This is a genomic window from Clostridium arbusti SL206 (genome assembly GCF_000246895.1).
GTDB lineage: Bacteria > Bacillota > Clostridia > Clostridiales > Clostridiaceae > Clostridium_I > Clostridium_I arbusti.
In genome coordinates this window covers 19642-38255 of sequence record NZ_BAEV01000005.1, presented here as the reverse complement: position 1 = coordinate 38255, position 18614 = coordinate 19642, and the positions used below count along the sequence as shown (strand labels likewise).

Below are 18614 nucleotides of genomic sequence, written 5' to 3'. Positions count from 1 at the left end.
ATTATAATATATAATATTAGTAAAAATAATTTTGGCTGGTTGTTAAACCAGCCTTTGATTTTAGGGAGAGAAAGCAGAATGCTGAGCAAGTTAATGGAAACAATAGATAAATACTGTTATAATGTTGATAAAGATTTTATTAATAAAGCCTATAACTTTGCTGTAGATGCCCATAAAAAGCAAAAAAGGGAATCTGGAGAGCCTTATATTATACACCCTGAGGAAGTTGCATGTATTTTGGCAGAAATGGGTATGGATCAAAATACTATAGCTGCTGGTCTTCTTCATGATGTTATAGAAGATACGGAATACAGCTATGAAGATGTTACTAGGGAATTTAATAGTGAAGTAGCAGATTTAGTTGAAGGTGTAACAAAGCTTGGCAAAATAAGTTATAAAACAAAAGAAGAACAACAGGCTGATAATGTAAGAAAGATGCTTCTTGCAATGGCAAAGGATATAAGGGTTATATTAATAAAATTATCAGATAGATTACACAATATGAGAACATTAAGATATATGTCAGTGAAAAAACAAAAGGAAAAGGCGAAAGAAACTTTAGATATATTTGCTCCCCTTGCTCATAGACTTGGTATTTCAAAGATAAAATGGGAACTTGAAGATTTGGCATTTAGATATATGAAGCCAAATGAATATTATGAACTTGTAGATGATATATCAGAAAAAAGAGTTGAAAGAGAAGAATATATCAAGGACATAGTAGTGGACTTACATAAAAATCTCGAAGAGGCAAATATATTAGCGGATATAGATGGAAGACCTAAACATTTTTATAGTATATATAGAAAAATGGTTAATAAAAACAAAACATTAGATCAAATATTTGATTTAACAGCTATAAGAATTTTAGTTAATGATATAAGAGAATGTTATACAGTACTTGGAATTGTGCACACAATGTATAAACCTATACCAGGAAGATTTAAGGATTATATTGCTATGCCAAAACCTAATATGTATCAGTCGCTGCACTCAACAGTTATAGGACCGCAGGGAAAGTCCTTTGAGATACAGATAAGAACTTATGAAATGCATAAAACTGCAGAATATGGTATTGCTGCTCATTGGAAATATAAAGAAGGTATAACTGAAGAAGCTGATAGTAAAGATAGTGAACCTGTAAAAGCAGATTTTAATACAAAGCTTACTTGGGTTAGAGAAATGCTAGATTGGCAGAAGGAAACTACTAATCCTGAAGAATTTATGGAGAGCTTTAAGATAGATTTGTTCGAAGATGAGGTTTTTGTATTTACTCCTAATGGTAAAGTAATTAATCTTCCTTCCGAGGCTACCCCTGTAGACTTTGCCTATAAAATACATACAGATATAGGAAATAGATGTATAGGTGGTAAAGTTAATGGGAAAATCGTACCATTAGATTATAAACTTAAAACAGGTGAAATAGTTGAAGTATTAACATCGGGAATAACAAAAGGTCCCAATATACAGTGGCTTAATAGTGTGAAAAGTAATCAAGCAAAGGTTAAGATAAAATCTTGGTTTAAAAAAGCTAAAAGAGAAGAAAATATAAGTAGAGGTAAAGAGGTAGTTGAAAAAGAAGCTAAGAAACAAGGCTATAACTTTGCGGAATTTATAAAAGAAATTGGATTAGATCAAATTTTAAAGAAAAATAGTGTTAACAGTCTTGAAGATCTCTACGTATCAGTAGCCATTGGAAGCACTTCAGCTTCTATATTGGTTTCAAAATTAAAGGAAAGCATGACTGGTAAAAGTTCAGTGGATACGGATGAAACAGCTTTAAAGGATATAAAAGAACATATAAGTAAGGAAGCTAGAAAAGAAAAGGCAAAGAAAACTTATAATCCTGGGGTTACTGTAAAAGGTGAAACAGATATATTGGTAAGATTTTCCAAGTGTTGCAATCCTGTGCCGGGAGACGACATAATAGGATATATAACTAAGGGAAGAGGAGTATCTATCCATAGAAAAGACTGTGAAAATGCTAATAATTTGATAAAACAAGATGGCAGAAGAATAGTAGAAGTTGCATGGGGAAATGGAAGTGAAGCCTATGTGGCAGAGATTCAGATAAAGGCAGATGATAGACCAAAGCTTTTAACAGATATAATGGAAATTTTGAATTCAATGGATACAAACATTCAATCTATGAGTGCAAAGGCAGTAAAAGGAGACATAGCCTTTGTGACTTTTAAGATTAAGATAGTTGATATAAGTCATTTAGATATACTTATGAGAAACATAAAAAAACTAAGAGGCGTTATGGAAGTATATAGAACAAAAAATTAGGAGGCTAATTATGAAAATTAATATTATACCAGCAGGTATTTATGATGCTAATTGCTATATTTTAATTGATGAAGTTGCTAATGAAGCAGCTGTAATTGATCCAGGTGGTGATGCACAGATGCTTATAAATAATATAAAAGCTTCACAGGCTGAAGTTAAAATGATTTTATTAACTCACGGACATGCAGATCATACAGGAGCAGTTAGTGAACTTAGAAATGAATTTGGGTGTAGCGTTTATATAAATGAGAAAGATTCAGAACTAATAGATAAGAATGTACCTATTTATGGAAATAAAGACGAAAATGGAGATAAATTTCTAAATGAAGGTGATATAATTAAGTTTGGAAACTATGAAATTAAATGCATAGAAACTCCAGGACATACACCTGGAGGTATGTGCTTTTTAATAGGTAATACAATCTTTACAGGGGATACACTCTTTCATAGATCAATTGGAAGGACGGATTTTAAAGGTGGAGATTTTGGTGCAATAATAAGCAGTATAAAGAATAAACTATTGCCTTTGCCTGAGGACACAATAGTTTATCCAGGACATGGACCAAAATCAAGTATAGGTTTTGAAAGAAATAATAATCCTTTTTTGTAGTATAAGTAATTGTTAAATTAAGGCTAAAAACCAATGGAGAAAATATGGCAAATGTAAAAATTCTTAATGAAAAATTTAAATATGAGATATATAATATATTTCATCTGTTTTATGATGAAATACATTTTGTGAATGACGATAAATATGATTATAACGTAATAGTAGGAGATTATAGTATTAAAATTTTACACAATGACTTATGCGAAGATTTTAAGTTTGAAGATAAATTAACTTCAAAAGAGAATGTAAAGAAAATATTGTATAAGTTCTTAAGTAAAGATGTAAATATAGAACTTCCTTGGGGAACTCTCGTAGGTATTAGACCTACTAAAATAGCTTTAAAACTTATGAAAGATGGAAAAACAAAAGAGGAAGTAAAAGAATACTTTGCAAAGCATAGTCTAACAAGGGAAGATAAAATTAACCTTTGCATAGATGTGGCTGAAAAAGAAGAGAATTTTGTAAATAAAAATAATAATTCTGTAAGCGTATATATAGGTATGCCTTTTTGTCCTACTAGATGTCTTTATTGTAGTTTTATATCAGATACAATACAAAACTGTAAGGGTATAGTAGATGACTATTTGCAGGCAATGTATTATGAAATGGAAAATATATATAAATATATTAAAAGCAAGAATCTAAATATAGAATGTGTATACTTTGGAGGGGGGACTCCTACTTCAATAAATAATAAACAATTTGAAGAAACTATGTTTAGGATATATAATAGTTTTATAAAGGGTAATAATGTAAGAGAATTTACAGTTGAATGTGGAAGACCAGATAGTATTACAAGAGAAAAACTTAATACATTAAAAAAATATGGAGTTCACAGAATAAGTATAAATCCTCAAACTATGAATGATGCTACTCTAAAACTTATAGGAAGAGGTCATAATTCTAAAGATATAATAGATAAATTTAATCTTGCAAGAAGCCTAGGTTTTGATAATATAAATGTAGATATAATTGTAGGGCTTCCAGGAGAAGGTTTAGAAGAGGTTAAGTATACTTGCAGTGAAATTTTACAGTTAAGTCCAGATAGCTTAACTGTACATGGTATGTCCTTAAAAAGGGGATCAAAGCTACATCAAAATATATTAAATAACATTCATATGAAGATAGCAACTCAAGATGAGCTTAATGAAATGTATGATGAGACAGTAAAGCTTTCTAAAGACTTAAAACTTAAACCTTATTATATGTATAGGCAAAAAAATATGGTGGGGAATATGGAGAATATAGGATACTCAAAGTTTGGAAGAGAATGTATTTATAATATAGAGATGATTGAGGAGAGGCAAACCATTATAGCAATAGGAGCCAATGCTGTTTCTAAAACTATATTTTTAGAGGAAAATAGATTAGAGAGATTTCCAAATGTTAAAGATGTAAGGGAATATATCAAAAGAATAGAAGAAAAAGTTGAGAGTAAAATAAAATTTTTAAATGAGTTATACTAATTGAGGAGGATATAAAATGGCAATTCAAGCACCAAAGGGTACAAAGGATATGTTACCAGGAAATGCCTACAAATGGCACTACATAGAGGATAAATTAAGAGGCATTGCAGCAACTTATGCCTGTCGTGAAATAAGAACTCCGGCTTTTGAGAGTACTGAATTGTTTGAAAGAGGAGTAGGCGACACTACAGATGTAGTTCAAAAGGAAATGTATACTTTTGCAGATAAAGGTGGTAGAAGTATAACCCTTAAACCAGAAGGAACTTCACCAGCAGTAAGAGCTTTTGTAGAAAATTCACTTTTTAATGAAGCTCAACCAACTAAATTATATTATTTTACACCTGTATTCAGATATGAAAATGTTCAGAAGGGAAGACTAAGAGAACATCACCAGTTTGGTATAGAAATTTTTGGATCTAAAGAAGCTTCTTTGGATGCAGAAATTATAAGTCTTGCCATGAGAGCTTTTAGAGAATTTGGCATAAAAGGTCTTAAATTAAATATAAACAATATAGGATGTCCAAAATGTAGAAAAACTTATAACGATGCTTTAAAAGCATATCTAAAAGAAAATTATGATGATTTATGTGATGATTGTAAATCTAGATTTGAAAAAAATCCTATGAGAATATTAGACTGTAAAAATAAGAACTGCAAAAAAATCGTAGCAGGTGCACCAGTTATACTTGACTATGTATGTGATGATTGCAGGGAACACTTTGATAAATTAAAAAGCTATCTTACTGCTCTTGGAATAGAATTTAAGGTAGATCCACTTATAGTAAGAGGACTTGACTACTACACAAAAACTGTATTTGAAATTATAAATAAGGACATTACTGTCTGTGGTGGCGGAAGATATGATGGGCTAATTCAAGAAGTAGGTGGACCAGAAATGCCAGCAGTAGGGTTTGGTATGGGGCTTGAAAGGCTTATACTTACATTAGAAGAAGAGGGAATAGAAATCCCAAAAGCTAAATATATAGATTTATATATTGCATCTATGGATGAAGCAAGTAAAATTGAGTCTCTAAAAATTGCAAATGCCTTAAGAGAAAAGAATATAAAATGTGAGTGTAATCACATGTCTAGAAATGTAAAGGGGCAAATGAAATATTCTAATAAAGTTGAAGCAGCATATACTATTGTTCTTGGAGAAACAGAACTTATTGGAAAGAAAGCAAAGCTTAAGAGAATGATTGATGGAGAACAAATAGACATAGACATAACTGATTTAGAAGATATTGCAGAAAAAATTAAATAGACTTATGATATATTTATATTTGACAATTTTATTTTATAGGAGGAAGTACTATGGGAGAAGCATTAAAAGGTCTCAAAAGAACCGTTATGTGCGGTGATCTTAGAGAAAGTAATGTAGGAAATACAATTACTGCTATGGGATGGGTTCAAAAAAAGAGAAATCTAGGTGGACTTGTCTTTGTAGATTTGAGAGATAGAACAGGATTACTTCAAGTAGTGTTTGGAGAAGAAATAAATAAGGATGCTTTTGCAAAAGCTGATACTGTAAGATCAGAATATTGTATAGCTGTTACAGGCAAGATAGTTAAAAGAGAAGCACCGAATGAAAGTATGCCAACAGGTATGGTGGAACTACTTGGAGAAAATATAAAAATTCTATCTGAAAGTGAAACACCACCAATATACATAAAGGAAAATTTGGACGCAGGAGAAAATATAAGACTTAAATATAGATATCTGGATTTAAGAAGACCGGATATGCAGAAAATATTTATGACAAGACATAAAACTGCAAAAATTATAAGAGATTTTTTGGATGAAAAAGAGTTTTTGGAAGTTGAAACTCCTATGTTAGGAAAAAGTACTCCTGAGGGAGCGAGAGATTATCTTGTACCAAGCAGAAATTTTAATGGAAAATTTTATGCATTGCCTCAATCACCACAGCTTTTAAAACAGCTTTTAATGGTTTCAGGTTTTGATAAATATTTTCAAATTGTTAAATGTTTTAGAGACGAGGATTTAAGAGCAAACAGACAGCCAGAATTTACTCAAGTAGATATGGAACTTTCTTTTGTAGAAGAAGATGATGTAATAGCATTAAATGAAGAACTTATAAAAAGAGTATTTAAAGAAGTAGCTGGAGTGGAAGTAAAAACGCCAATAGAAAGAATGCCTTATAAAATTGCCATGGAAAAATATGGAAGCGACAAACCAGACTTAAGATTTGGTATGGAAATAAGTGACTTAAGTGAAGTAGTTAAAGATACTGAGTTTAAAGTATTTAAAGATGCATTAGCAAATGGCGGAAGTGTAAGGGCCATAAAAGCTGAGAGCTGTGGAACCATGGGAAGAAAACAAATAGATAAGCTTGGAGAATTTGTTAAGACCTTTAAAGCAAAAGGTCTTGCTTGGATAGCTGTTAAAGAAAATGAAATAAAATCTCCAATAGCTAAATTTCTTACAGAAGAACAATTAAAATCCATAATAACTACTATGGACGCTAAAACTAATGATTTAATATTAATAGTTGCAGATAAAAATAGTGTAGTATTTAAGTCTCTTGGAGAATTAAGATTACATCTTGCAAAGGAATTAGAAATATTAAAGGATAATAAGGAATTTAGATTTGTTTGGATTACAGAATTCCCTCTTTTATCCTACAATGAAGAAGAAAATAGATTTCAAGCAGAGCACCATCCTTTTACTATGCCAATGGATGAAGATATTCAATATCTTGAAAGTGACCCAGGTAGAGTTCGTGCTAAGGCTTATGACATAGTATTAAATGGAGAAGAATTAGGTGGGGGAAGTATAAGAATCCATGAAACTGATCTTCAAGAAAAAATGTTTAAAGTACTTGGATTTACTAAGGAAAGTGCTTGGGAGAGTTTTGGTTTCTTACTGGAAGCCTTTAAATATGGTCCACCACCACATGGCGGTTTAGCTTATGGGCTTGATAGGATGATTATGTTCCTTGCTGGTACAGAAAATATAAAGGATGTTATTGCTTTCCCAAAGAATCAAAATGCTGCCTGCGTTATGACAGAAGCACCTAATTTTGTAGATGATAAACAACTTGAGGAATTGGGTATAGGTGTGGTAAAAGAAGATAAGGCATCTTCAAATGAATAACTAACATAGTTAACTTTTTATTTATTTCGGTATGCTTAAGTATATAAATATTGTAAATTACCATTCTAAAAAATATAATATTGTAGTATAATAACATTGTAGAAACAATTGAATATTTCCCTACTGTGTACGAGAAGTGAATTTATGTTGACCCAACACTTTTTTTCAGGGAACCTAACTCTCCTTGTGGAATGATACTTATTTGTTTAAATAAGAACAAGAAGCAAGAAGGCGGTGCCCACCTGCGAGAGCGGGTTATCATTTAAGTTCATCATACGGCATGGTGGGGTTTCTATGTTATAATAAGAAATAATAATTGTTTTACTGAAAATATAATTAGAAATTTAATAAGTATATTTTAAAATAATAAATAATAAGAGGTTTAGTTCTATGATTTAAGAAAAATTATAGAACTAAACCTTATTTTATTTAGAATCTATGAATAAAATTAACGGTGGAATCAGCTAAATACTAATGATTATTTTGATTTAAGGAGAATATTCTTTTTTTCATCAATAAAAGCTTTGATGTGGATGATACCATGGCAATAGCTATGGCTATAGAACCTGCGGAACCTAAAGTTTGAATGCCATAAGTAGTAGCCTTTGCCACATTACCAAGTATTATTTCATACATGGTGTAATACATTCCATTACCAGGTACTAGAGGAATAATACCACAGATTATAAAAGTGGTTACTGGTGCTTTGAATAGCCTTGCCATTACCTCTGAGTAAATGGAAACAGCTACAGCACCTAAAAATAGTGCTAATACATTAGAATTATATAAATGATGTGCTATTAGATATACAAGCCATGAAACACCGCCTCCAATACCAGCCAAAAAAACATTTTTACCTTTTACATTATAGATTATTGCAAATCCTAAAGATGTTATAAATGAGTAAATAGAATACATAATCATATACTGATACCCCCTAAAAAGTCAAACCATATTTTGAAAACAATACCAGTACCTACGGCTATAGCCACTGCTATAAAAAAGGCTTCAATAGCTCTAGAAGTACCGGAAATCAAATCTCCATTTAAAGCATCTCTAATGGCATTAGTTATGGCAAGACCAGGTACTAAAAGCATTATATCACCAATTATAACTTTATCGTAATGAACAGCAAAACCAAGTTTATAAGAAACAATTGCAAAAAGAGCAGCTTCCATACCACCTACTATATTTATGAAAAAATAATCTACTTTAAATTTAGATAGAAAGGATGTAGAAAATTGAATTATTCCAGCTATAATAAAGGCTGACCAAAAGTCCTTAAAATCCCCTCCAAATAAAATTGTGAAGAATGATCCAATAAAGCAGGCTGACAATAGAGTTATTTTATTTGAATAGATTGGACTATTCTTTATAGAAACAAGTTCATTATCTACATCATCAATAGTAAAACCTTTTCTTTCTATAGTTCGTGAAAGATTATTAATATTAGATATTTTATCTATATTAAATGTTCTACTTATTATTCTTTTTACAATTGAAATATTTATATTTTTGTCATTTTTACCTGAAAGCATTATTACAGTTGGGGTGGCATAGGCATCTACAGAAACTATTCCAAGAGCTTTAGATATTCTTATCATTGTCTCTTCCACTCTATAAGTCTCTGCACCATTTTCAAGCATTATTTTACCAGCTTCGGCAGCTAAATCAAGTATTTTATTGGTCTCCATTAATATCTCCTTAATAGCATTTTTCATTTTACAAACATATTATAGCATAAATAATAAGAAACAAAGAGCTTAATATTAACTTTGAAAGATTGATAATTAAAGTGTGGTTTTAATTATAATTTGATCATATTTGTAGGATAAATTAAATTATTATTGTTTTATTTGTATTTCCATTATATAATCATAGTTATAGTGAAAAATACAATAACATTTAATCAATAAAGGGAGTGTAAACATTGGATTTTCAAAACGTAAAGGCAAATGACGAAAAGGTATATGAAATAATTGAAAAAGAGCATGAAAGACAGGAAAATAATATTGAACTTATAGCTTCGGAAAATTTTACAAGTCAAGCGGTTATGGAAGCTATGGGATCATATCTTACAAATAAATATGCAGAAGGTTATCCAGGAAAAAGATATTATGGTGGTTGTTATATAGTTGATCAAGCTGAAGACTTAGCACGTGATAGAATGAAAGAATTATTTGGTGGAGAACATGTAAATGTACAAGCACATTCTGGTTCTCAAGCAAATATGGCAGTATATTTCTCAGTATTAAAGCCAGGAGATACAATTCTTGGTATGGATTTAAGTCATGGTGGACATTTAACTCACGGAAGTCCAGTTAGTTTTTCAGGAAAATTATTTAATATAGTTAGTTACGGAGTAAATAAAGATACTGAACTTATAGATTATGAAGAACTTAGAAGAAAAGCACTTGAATGCAAACCTAAGATGATAATAGCTGGTGCTAGTGCTTATTCAAGAATAATAGATTTCAAGAAATTCAGAGAAATAAGTGACGAAGTAGGAGCATATTTAATGGTAGATATGGCCCACATAGCAGGTCTCGTAGCTGGTGGAGTACATCCATCTCCAGTACCTTATGCAGATTTTGTAACTACAACAACTCATAAAACACTAAGAGGACCAAGAGGCGGAGCTATTATATGCAAAGAAAAGTATGCTAAGGAGTTAGATAAGACAATATTCCCTGGAATGCAAGGTGGTCCGTTAATGCATATCATTGCAGGTAAGGCTGTATGTTTTGGAGAAGCTTTAAAACCTGAATTTAAGGACTATGCTAATCAAATAATAAAAAATGCAAAAGTACTTGCAGAAGAACTTATAAAATATGGTTTTAGATTGGTTTCCGGTGGAACAGATAACCATCTTATCCTTATAGACTTAACTAACAAGGATATAACAGGTAAAGATGCAGAAAAGCTTTTAGATTCAGTTAGAATTACAGCAAACAAAAATACAATTCCATTTGAAACAAAGAGCCCTTTTATAACAAGTGGTGTAAGAATAGGTACTGCAGCTGTAACAACAAGAGGCTTTAAAGAAGAAGAAATGAAAGAGATAGCAGCTTTCATCAATGAAGCTATTGAAAAAAGAGATGAAGATTTAACTGGATTAAAAGAAAGAGTAACAGCATTATGTAACAAATTTCCTATATATAAATAATAGAGATTAACTAAATTTAATTATTGGTTAGTTACTATAAAAAAGCACTAAATTAAACCCTAAGAGGTTCAATTTAGTGCTTTTTTTATTAAAAATGAAATAACAAATAAAATGTGATAGAATATATGTAGATGATTTTATTAAAGATAATAAATAATTAGGCATATGAAAATAAATAACAAGTCAAAGATGCGACGTATATTTTGAAGTCAACAAGGAAATAGGTTCCTAAGATAGTGAACTATCTTAGGGTTCTGTTGACGCGGTGGGATTCAAAATAGACTAGTATACTGACTAGTTATTTATTTGAATGTGCCTTACATGGAGATATATGATTAAAATATGGATATAATTAAATATAAATAGTTAAATGGCAACAGGATTTTTGTATAGTATACATATATTTGAAATTAGAAGGGTATGTGAATTTATGAGTTTGAGATTTATATATGGCAGGGCAGGAAGTGGTAAAAGTCATTTTTGTATAGAGGACATAAAGAAAAAAGTAGAGAAGGAAGTAGAATATCCTCTAATATATCTAGTTCCGGAACAATTTTCCTTTCAATCAGAAAAAAATGTTTTAAATTCTATAGGGGAAAGATCAAATTTAAATGTTAAAGTTATTAGTTTCAAAAGAATGGCTTTTAGGGTAATGAATGAAGTGGGTGGAATTACTCATCAACATATGGATTCAGCAGGAAAATGTATGCTGATTTTCCATATAGTAGATAAAATCCTAGAAGAGTTAACGGTATTTAGGGGAACTGCAACTCAGCAGGGGTTTATAAATACTATATCAGATTCTATAAGTGAATTTAAGCGATATGCTATTACACCAGAATTTCTAAGAGACACTGCAGAAAATATGGAGAATAATACGAATTTAAGAGACAAACTTTTGGATCTAAGTAGAATATATGGTGAATTCGAAATATTATTACATAAAAATTATATAGATTCTGATGATGATTTAACTGTGCTTGAAGAAAAACTTGATGAATCAAATATATTTAATAATGCTGAAATTTGGATTGATGAGTTTTCTAGTTTTACACCGCAACAATATAAAATAATAGAAAAGCTTACACGAAAGGCTAAACGTGTAAATATAGCTTTAACTAGTGATTATGAAGATGGAAAAAACTATGGTACAGATATTTTTGAATTTACTAAGGGAACAGAAGATAGAATTTTAGAAATTATAAAAAATAATAATATAAAGTTGGATAAACCTATAGTACTTACTAAAAAGCCCTTTCATAGATTTAAAGATAGCAAGGAAATTGCATTTTTAGAAAAAAATATATTTGCTTTTCCCTATGAAAAATATAAGAGTAAAACTGTAGATATAAAACTATTTAGAGCGCAAAATACATATTCAGAAGTAGAAAATACAGCTAGAGATATAATAAAGATGTGTAGAGATAAAGGATATAGGTTTAAAGATATAGCTGTTGTAACAAGAGACTTACAAAATTATGAGAATATAATAGCTTCAATTTTTAAAGAATATGAAATTCCTTACTTTATAGATGAAAAGAGAAACATAGAAGGAAATCTAATAGTTGTACTTATAACTTCTGTAATAGAAATACTAACTAAAAATTGGTCCTATGAATCTGTATTTAGGTATTTAAAAACGGGACTTACAAATGTAAGTAATGAATCAGTAGACATTCTTGAAAACTATGTTCTAGCAGCGGGAATAAAGGGTAAGAAAAAGTGGCTAGAGGAAGAACTTTGGGATTACAGACCAGATTCTATGTTTGGAAGAGATGAAATATCCATTGAAGAAGAGGAGTTTTTGCATAAGGTTAATGGTATAAGGAAAATTGTTATAGAACCTTTAAAAAAGCTTTATAAAAATACTAGAGGAAAGAAAAATGGAGAAGAAATATGTAGAATTGTATTTGAGTTTTTAACAGAAATACAGGCTCCAGAAAAAGTAGAGGCTTTAGTTGAAAAATTTAAAAAAGATAGAAGACAAACCCTTGCCAATGAATATAGTCAAATATGGAATATAATAATAGAATTACTGGATCAGACAGTTGAAGTGATGGGAGAAATTCCACTTACTCTAGAGGAATTTGTTAAAATAATGTCCATAGGTTTTAGGGAACATAAGATGGGATTAATACCACCATCAGCGGATCAGGTACTAGTAGGAAGTGTAGAAAGATTAAAAAGTCATGATATATGTATTTTGTATCTAGTTGGAGTAAATGATGGAGTATTTCCTTCTGTTAATAATGATGAGGGAATACTAAGTGATATGGAAAGAGAAAATTTAAGGGAAAGAGGAGTAGAACTGGCAAAGGATACAAGAGCAGCTGCGTTTGAAGAACAGTTTTTAGTATATACTACGCTTACAATTCCTGGGAAATACCTTAGAATAAGTTATCCTATGGCAGATTATGAGGGGAAAAGTTTAAGACCTTCTATAATAGTTTCTAGATTAAAGAATATATTTCCAAACATAACTGAAGAAAGTGATTTGATTTTTGCTGAAACGGATGAAGACAGATTGAAGCTTATAGATGCAAAATTACCAGCTTTTAATAAGCTTATATATGTGCTGAGAAAAAGATTAGATGAAGATGATGATGCTATAATTTGGAGAGATGTTTATAAGTGGTTTAGTAATTATGAATATTGGAGAGAAAAGTGTAAAAGAGCCTTTAGTGGGGCGGCTTATACAAATCAAACGCAGCTTATCAATAGTGAAAAGGCTAAAAAGCTTTATGGTGATAATATGCATATAAATGTATCAAGGATGGAGAGGTATGCACAGTGTCCCTTTGCCTATTATGTTCAATATGGTTTAAATGCAAAAGAAAGAAAAGTATTTAAGCTTAGTTACCCTGATATAGGAACTTTTATGCATAAGATAATAGATGAATTTAGTGAAAAAGTAAAGATTGAACAGCTTTCTTGGGATGACCTTGAAAAGCAGTGGTGCGAGGAAAGTATAAGCAGTATTGTAGAGGAAAATGTTAAAAAGAGTAATAGTTTTATATTAAACAGCTCTGCTAGATATCAGTATCTTACGGAAAGGCTTAAAAGAGTGCTTACTAAAACTGCTATTGTAATAACAAACCACATAAAGAGAAGTGGTTTTAAACCTGTGGGATATGAAATAGACTTTAGTGAGAATGGTGGTTATCCTCCTATAGTGGTGGAGCTTACCTCTGGAGAAAAGATAAAATTAATAGGACGAATAGATAGGATAGATATGCTAGTAAAGGACGAAGAAACTTATATAAGAATAATAGATTATAAGTCTGGAAATAAACTTTTTAGGCTTTCAGATGTTTACTATGGTCTTCAAATTCAACTTTTACTTTATCTTGATGCTATACTTACAGAAGAGGGAAGAGATCTAGAGAAGAAACCTATTCCAGGAGCTGTATTATATTTTAAAATAGATGATCCTATGATAAAGAGTAGTAAAGATTTAAGTGATGATGAAATTGAAAAGGAAATAATGAAAAAATTTAAAATGAAAGGTTTATTAATTGATGATCCAGACATAATTAAAGAAATGGATAGAGAAATGCAAGGTAATTCTTTAGTTGTTCCTGCTAGAATAAACAAAGATGGTTCCTTAGGAAAGTCACAAGCTGCTTCAAAACATCAATTTGAACTATTAAGGGAACATGTAAAAAATATAATAGCTAATAATTGTGAAAGTATGCTTAGTGGAGATATAAGTATTAAACCTTGTAAGAATAAAGATTCTGTACCCTGTGATTTTTGTATGTATTCTTCCATATGTTCCTTTGATACATCTATGGAGGACAATAGTTATAGAGTGGTACAAGATAAGAGTGATGAAGAAGTTTGGAACCTTCTTAATAAGAAAGAGGAGGGGGAGAAATAGTGGGTAATAACTGGACGAAAGAACAAAAAGAAGCTATTGAGACTAGAGGGTGTAATCTGCTGGTAGCAGCTGCTGCTGGGTCAGGAAAGACAGCAGTATTAGTAGAGAGAATAATAAAAATGATTACAGATAAAAAGAATGCTGTGGACATAGACAGATTGTTAGTAGTTACCTTTACCAATGCAGCAGCGGCAGAGATGAGAGAGAGAATAGGTGCAGCTATATCAAGAGAGCTTTTTGAGGAACCGGAATCAAAACTTCTTCAAAGGCAATTGATACTACTAAATAAAGCTAAAATAACTACTATTCATTCCTTCTGTCTTAATGTAATAAGAAATTATTTTCACCTTATAGACTTGGATCCTAAATTTAGAATAGCAGATGAAACAGAAGCAATTTTGCTGAAGAATGAAGCCATAGAAGAGCTATTTGATAAAAAATATGAGGAGAAAGATGAAAATAGCATTTTTCTAAATTTAATAGAGTGTTATTGTTCTAATAGAGATGATTCAGCTCTTATAGAAATGGTACTTTCTCTTTATAATTTTGCAAAGAGCAGTCCTTGGCCAGAACAATGGCTTCATAATATGGGAGAAGCTTTTAATATAAGTGAAGATTTTGACTTTGGAAATTCCATTTGGGCAAAGGAAATACTGTCAAATATAAATATAGAGCTTACGGGAATAAATAGGATAATAGAAAAGGCAATAAATATTATAGAGAAAGAAGATACTTTGTTACCTTATGATAAATCCTATAGAGAAGATTTGGCTATAGTAAATGATTTAATCATAGCTTCTAAAAATTCATGGAGTAGTTTTATAGATTGTTTAGCTATAGTAAATTTTCCTAGCTTAAAGAGATGCGGTAAAGATGTAAATAAGGATAAAAAAGATCAAGTACAAAAGATAAGAGATAAGTACAAAAAACAAATAAAAGAAATGCAAGAAGAAGTACTTAGTTCCACAGGAGAAAATATGGCAGAGCACATTAGAGAGCTCTATCCTATGATGAAATGTCTTGGAGAATTAGTAATAGAATTTGATAGGGAATATATTAAGAAAAAGAGAAGCAGAGGTATAATAGATTTTAATGATTTTGAACACCTTACATTAAAAATACTTACGGATAAAGATGAAAAAGGTAACATAATACCTTCAAAAGCAGCGCTTGAGCTTAGAGAAAAGTACGAAGAAATCTTAATAGATGAATATCAGGACAGCAATATGGTTCAGGAAGTTATATTAAAGGTTATATCCAGAAATAATATGGAAAATCCAAATCTGTTTATGGTAGGAGATGTAAAACAGAGTATATACAGATTCAGACAGGCTAAGCCAGAACTTTTCCTAGAAAAATATATTAATTATTCTAGTGAACAGGGAGCAAAGAATAGAAAGATACTGCTTTTTAAGAACTTCAGAAGTAGAAAAATGGTAGTGGATGGAGCTAATTACATATTTAAAGCTATAATGTCAAAGAACATAGGTGAATTAAATTATGATGAAAGAGAGGAGTTAAAGCCAGGAGCAGAATTTAAGATTGTAGATAATGATGAATTTAGTGAACTAGGTAACAATGAGATTCATATAATTGAAAAAAATAAGATTAAAAGTAAAGATAAATTGGAAAATAGCGAAGAAAATTCAGAGGAGCAAGAAGAGGATATTGATAACATAAGGCTTGAGGCTAGAATGGTAGCAGCAAAAATAAAAGAACTTATAGATAAAAAAGATAAGCCCTATGCAGTTTTTGATAAAAATCTTAATAACTACAGAAGCATTCAATATAAGGACATAGTGATACTACTTCGTGCTACGTCAAACTGGGCACCAACATTTACGGAGGAATTAAAGAAATTTGATATCCCCGTATTTGCAGATACAGGAACTGGTTATTTTGAAACTACAGAAATTAAAACAATACTTTCGCTTTTGCAAATAATAGACAATCCGCTTCAGGACATACCACTTTTATCAGTGCTGCGTTCACCTATAGCTTCTTTTAGTGATGAAGAAATTATAGATATAAGAACTTTAAATAGAAATAGCAATTTTTATGAACTGATGAGATTTATAGCAACTAAATATGATGATTTCTTTAAGGAAAGTCCTGAGGTGATTTATGCTGAAAATGAAGATGCTTATCATAATATTTTTGGGAATCATGAAGAAAAGTTAAACAATGTTCATAATGGAATTCAAGATAATGTTGAAGATATTTATGCAGAGGATGAGGAAAATACTAAACATATTAATGAACAATATGTAGAGTTAGATGAAGAAAATAGTATAAATAAGGTTTTAGCTAAAAAATGTTATGATTTTATAAGAGGACTTAAAGAATTTAGAACTTTAGCCTTACATATGCCTATAGACGAATTTATATGGTATTTATATACTGAAACTGGCTATTATAGCTATGCTGGAGCTATGCCAGGAGGAGTTCAAAGACAGGCAAATTTAAGAATACTATTTCAGAGGGCAAGAGCCTATGAAAATACAAGCTATAAGGGGCTATTTAACTTTATAAACTTTATAAACAAATTAAAAATAAGTAGTAAAGACATGGGAAGTGCTAAAATATTAGGTGAGAATGAAAATGTAGTGAGAATAATGAGTATTCATAAGAGTAAGGGACTAGAATTTCCCATAGTTATACTTTCAGCTACCGGTAAAAATTTCAACTTAAAGGATATATCAAAATCTGTACTGTTTCATCATAACCTTGGGATAGGTCCAGATTATGTTAACTTTAAGAGGAGAATATCTTATCCTACTATATTTAAAAATGCAATTAAGAAAAAAATAAAATTGGAAAGTCTTTCAGAAGAAATGAGAATACTCTATGTGGCATTAACTAGAGCAAAAGAAAAACTTATAATAACAGGTGCTGTAAGAGATATTTCAGCAGCGGCTTTAAACTGGTCAGCTGATATGGATAATGAAGAAGAAAAAATATCAGAAAATATAATACTAAGGGGAAGAAACTATTTAGATTGGATATGCCCAGCTATTATGAAACATGAAGATGGAGAAATATTAAGAGAAAAAGCAGATGTATCTATAGAAGATAGCTGTAAATGCTATGATGAGTCAAAATGGGACATAAAGCTTTGGAGTAGAGCTGAAGCTATAAAGGGTAATGATATAAATATGAATAATAGTGAACAAAGTAATATAGATATTAACTCCTTAGAAGAGGTAAATATAAAATTGCCTAAAAATGAAGAACTTATTAAAGTTAATACTTTTAGTGAAGAGGGGAATGTTGATCAAGATAAAAAATCAAGTAAGATAGATATACTTCAAAATATTCTTTCAGAAATAGAAAATAGAGAACCAAGAACTCCTTATTATGAGGAAATAAACAGAAAACTTAGCTGGGAATATAAATATAATATTTCCAAAGGATTACCATCTAGTGTATCTGTTACAGAATTGAAAAGGCAGCAAAGTTCTGAGGATGAATATTCAAGAAATATATTTCCACCGGTTCTAAAGAAAAGACCTGATTTTTTAGAAGAAAAAAAGGGTCTTACACCAGCAGAAAAAGGAACAGCTATGCATGCGGTAATGCAAAGATTAGATTTCAGCTTATCATTCACAGCGGAAAGCATAAAGGAACAAATAGCTAGAATGATTTTTAAAGAATTAATAACTAAAAAGCAAGCAGATGCTGTAGATGTAGAAAAGATAGAAAGATTTTTCCAAAGTGATTTGGGAGAAAGGATGCTATCAGCAGAAAATATAAGGAGAGAAGTTCCTTTCGTAATAAGATTGAGTGCTTCTGATGTGTATAGAGAAATTCCTATGGAAAATTATGAAGATGAGACTATAATGCTTCAAGGAGCTATAGACTGTTATTTTGAAGATGGGGATGGCTTAGTGCTTGTAGATTATAAGACGGACTATGTAACGGATAAAAATGTAGATGAAGTAGTAAGTAAATATAGAAATCAGCTGAAATATTATTCAAAGGCTCTTACAAAAATAACAGGAAAAGAAGTTAAAGAACAGTATTTATACTTATTCTATGATGGTAGAATTGTAAAAATGCTATAATATATAAATGAAGGGAAGTAATGAA

Annotated in this window: 10 protein-coding genes and 1 other RNA gene; 9 read left to right on the top strand and 2 right to left on the bottom strand. The window is 30.6% G+C overall.

What is annotated here, in order from left to right:
* Positions 1 to 78: 78 nt before the first annotated feature.
* The 6 genes from RH99_RS01950 (at position 79) to ssrS (ending at position 7773) form a co-directional block, all read left to right on the top strand.
* Complete coding sequence (locus RH99_RS01950) at positions 79 to 2289, top strand: RelA/SpoT family protein (protein ID WP_010233510.1); 2211 nt, start codon at positions 79 to 81, stop codon at positions 2287 to 2289.
* Positions 2290 to 2299: 10 nt separating this feature from the next.
* Entirely contained in the window at positions 2300 to 2899 is a 600-nt protein-coding gene (locus RH99_RS01945) for an MBL fold metallo-hydrolase (protein ID WP_010233509.1), read from the top strand.
* A gap of 44 nt (positions 2900 to 2943) precedes the next feature.
* A complete protein-coding gene (locus RH99_RS01940; protein ID WP_010233508.1) occupies positions 2944 to 4365 on the top strand; it encodes a coproporphyrinogen III oxidase in 1422 nt (473 codons plus the stop codon).
* A 16-nt stretch (positions 4366 to 4381) separates the two neighbouring features.
* A complete protein-coding gene (hisS, locus tag RH99_RS01935) occupies positions 4382 to 5629 on the top strand; it encodes a histidine--tRNA ligase (RefSeq protein ID WP_010233507.1) in 1248 nt (415 codons plus the stop codon).
* Positions 5630 to 5679: 50 nt separating this feature from the next.
* Positions 5680 to 7479, top strand: a complete 1800-nt coding sequence (gene aspS, locus RH99_RS01930; protein ID WP_010233506.1) for an aspartate--tRNA ligase — start codon at positions 5680 to 5682, stop codon at positions 7477 to 7479.
* Positions 7480 to 7593: 114 nt separating this feature from the next.
* A non-coding RNA gene (gene ssrS / locus RH99_RS18430) (6S RNA) lies at positions 7594 to 7773 on the top strand.
* 177 nt (positions 7774 to 7950) lie between these two features.
* Here ssrS and RH99_RS01925 read toward each other — a convergent pair.
* Entirely contained in the window at positions 7951 to 8403 is a 453-nt protein-coding gene (locus tag RH99_RS01925) for a threonine/serine exporter family protein (RefSeq protein WP_010233505.1), read from the bottom strand.
* On the bottom strand, positions 8400 to 9173 hold the full coding sequence (locus RH99_RS01920; protein ID WP_010233504.1) for a threonine/serine exporter family protein: 774 nt from the start codon (positions 9171 to 9173) through the stop codon (positions 8400 to 8402). The genes RH99_RS01925 and RH99_RS01920 overlap by 4 nt, the downstream gene beginning before the upstream one ends.
* A gap of 236 nt (positions 9174 to 9409) precedes the next feature.
* Between RH99_RS01920 and glyA the strand changes: the two genes are divergently transcribed.
* From glyA to addA, 3 genes are all read left to right on the top strand, one after another.
* The gene (glyA, locus tag RH99_RS01915) at positions 9410 to 10645 is read left to right on the top strand and encodes a serine hydroxymethyltransferase (RefSeq protein WP_010233503.1); all 1236 of its coding nucleotides are present in this window, start codon (positions 9410 to 9412) and stop codon (positions 10643 to 10645) included.
* A gap of 430 nt (positions 10646 to 11075) precedes the next feature.
* Positions 11076 to 14525 carry a helicase-exonuclease AddAB subunit AddB gene (gene addB, locus RH99_RS01910; RefSeq protein ID WP_010233502.1) on the top strand — a complete coding sequence of 1150 codons (3450 nt, stop codon included), beginning with the start codon at positions 11076 to 11078 and terminating at the stop codon, positions 14523 to 14525.
* Positions 14525 to 18589 (top strand): helicase-exonuclease AddAB subunit AddA, encoded by a 4065-nt coding sequence (addA, locus tag RH99_RS01905; protein ID WP_010233501.1) that lies wholly within the window; start codon positions 14525 to 14527, stop codon positions 18587 to 18589. Before addB ends, addA begins: the two co-directional genes overlap by 1 nt.
* Positions 18590 to 18614: the final 25 nt, after the last annotated feature.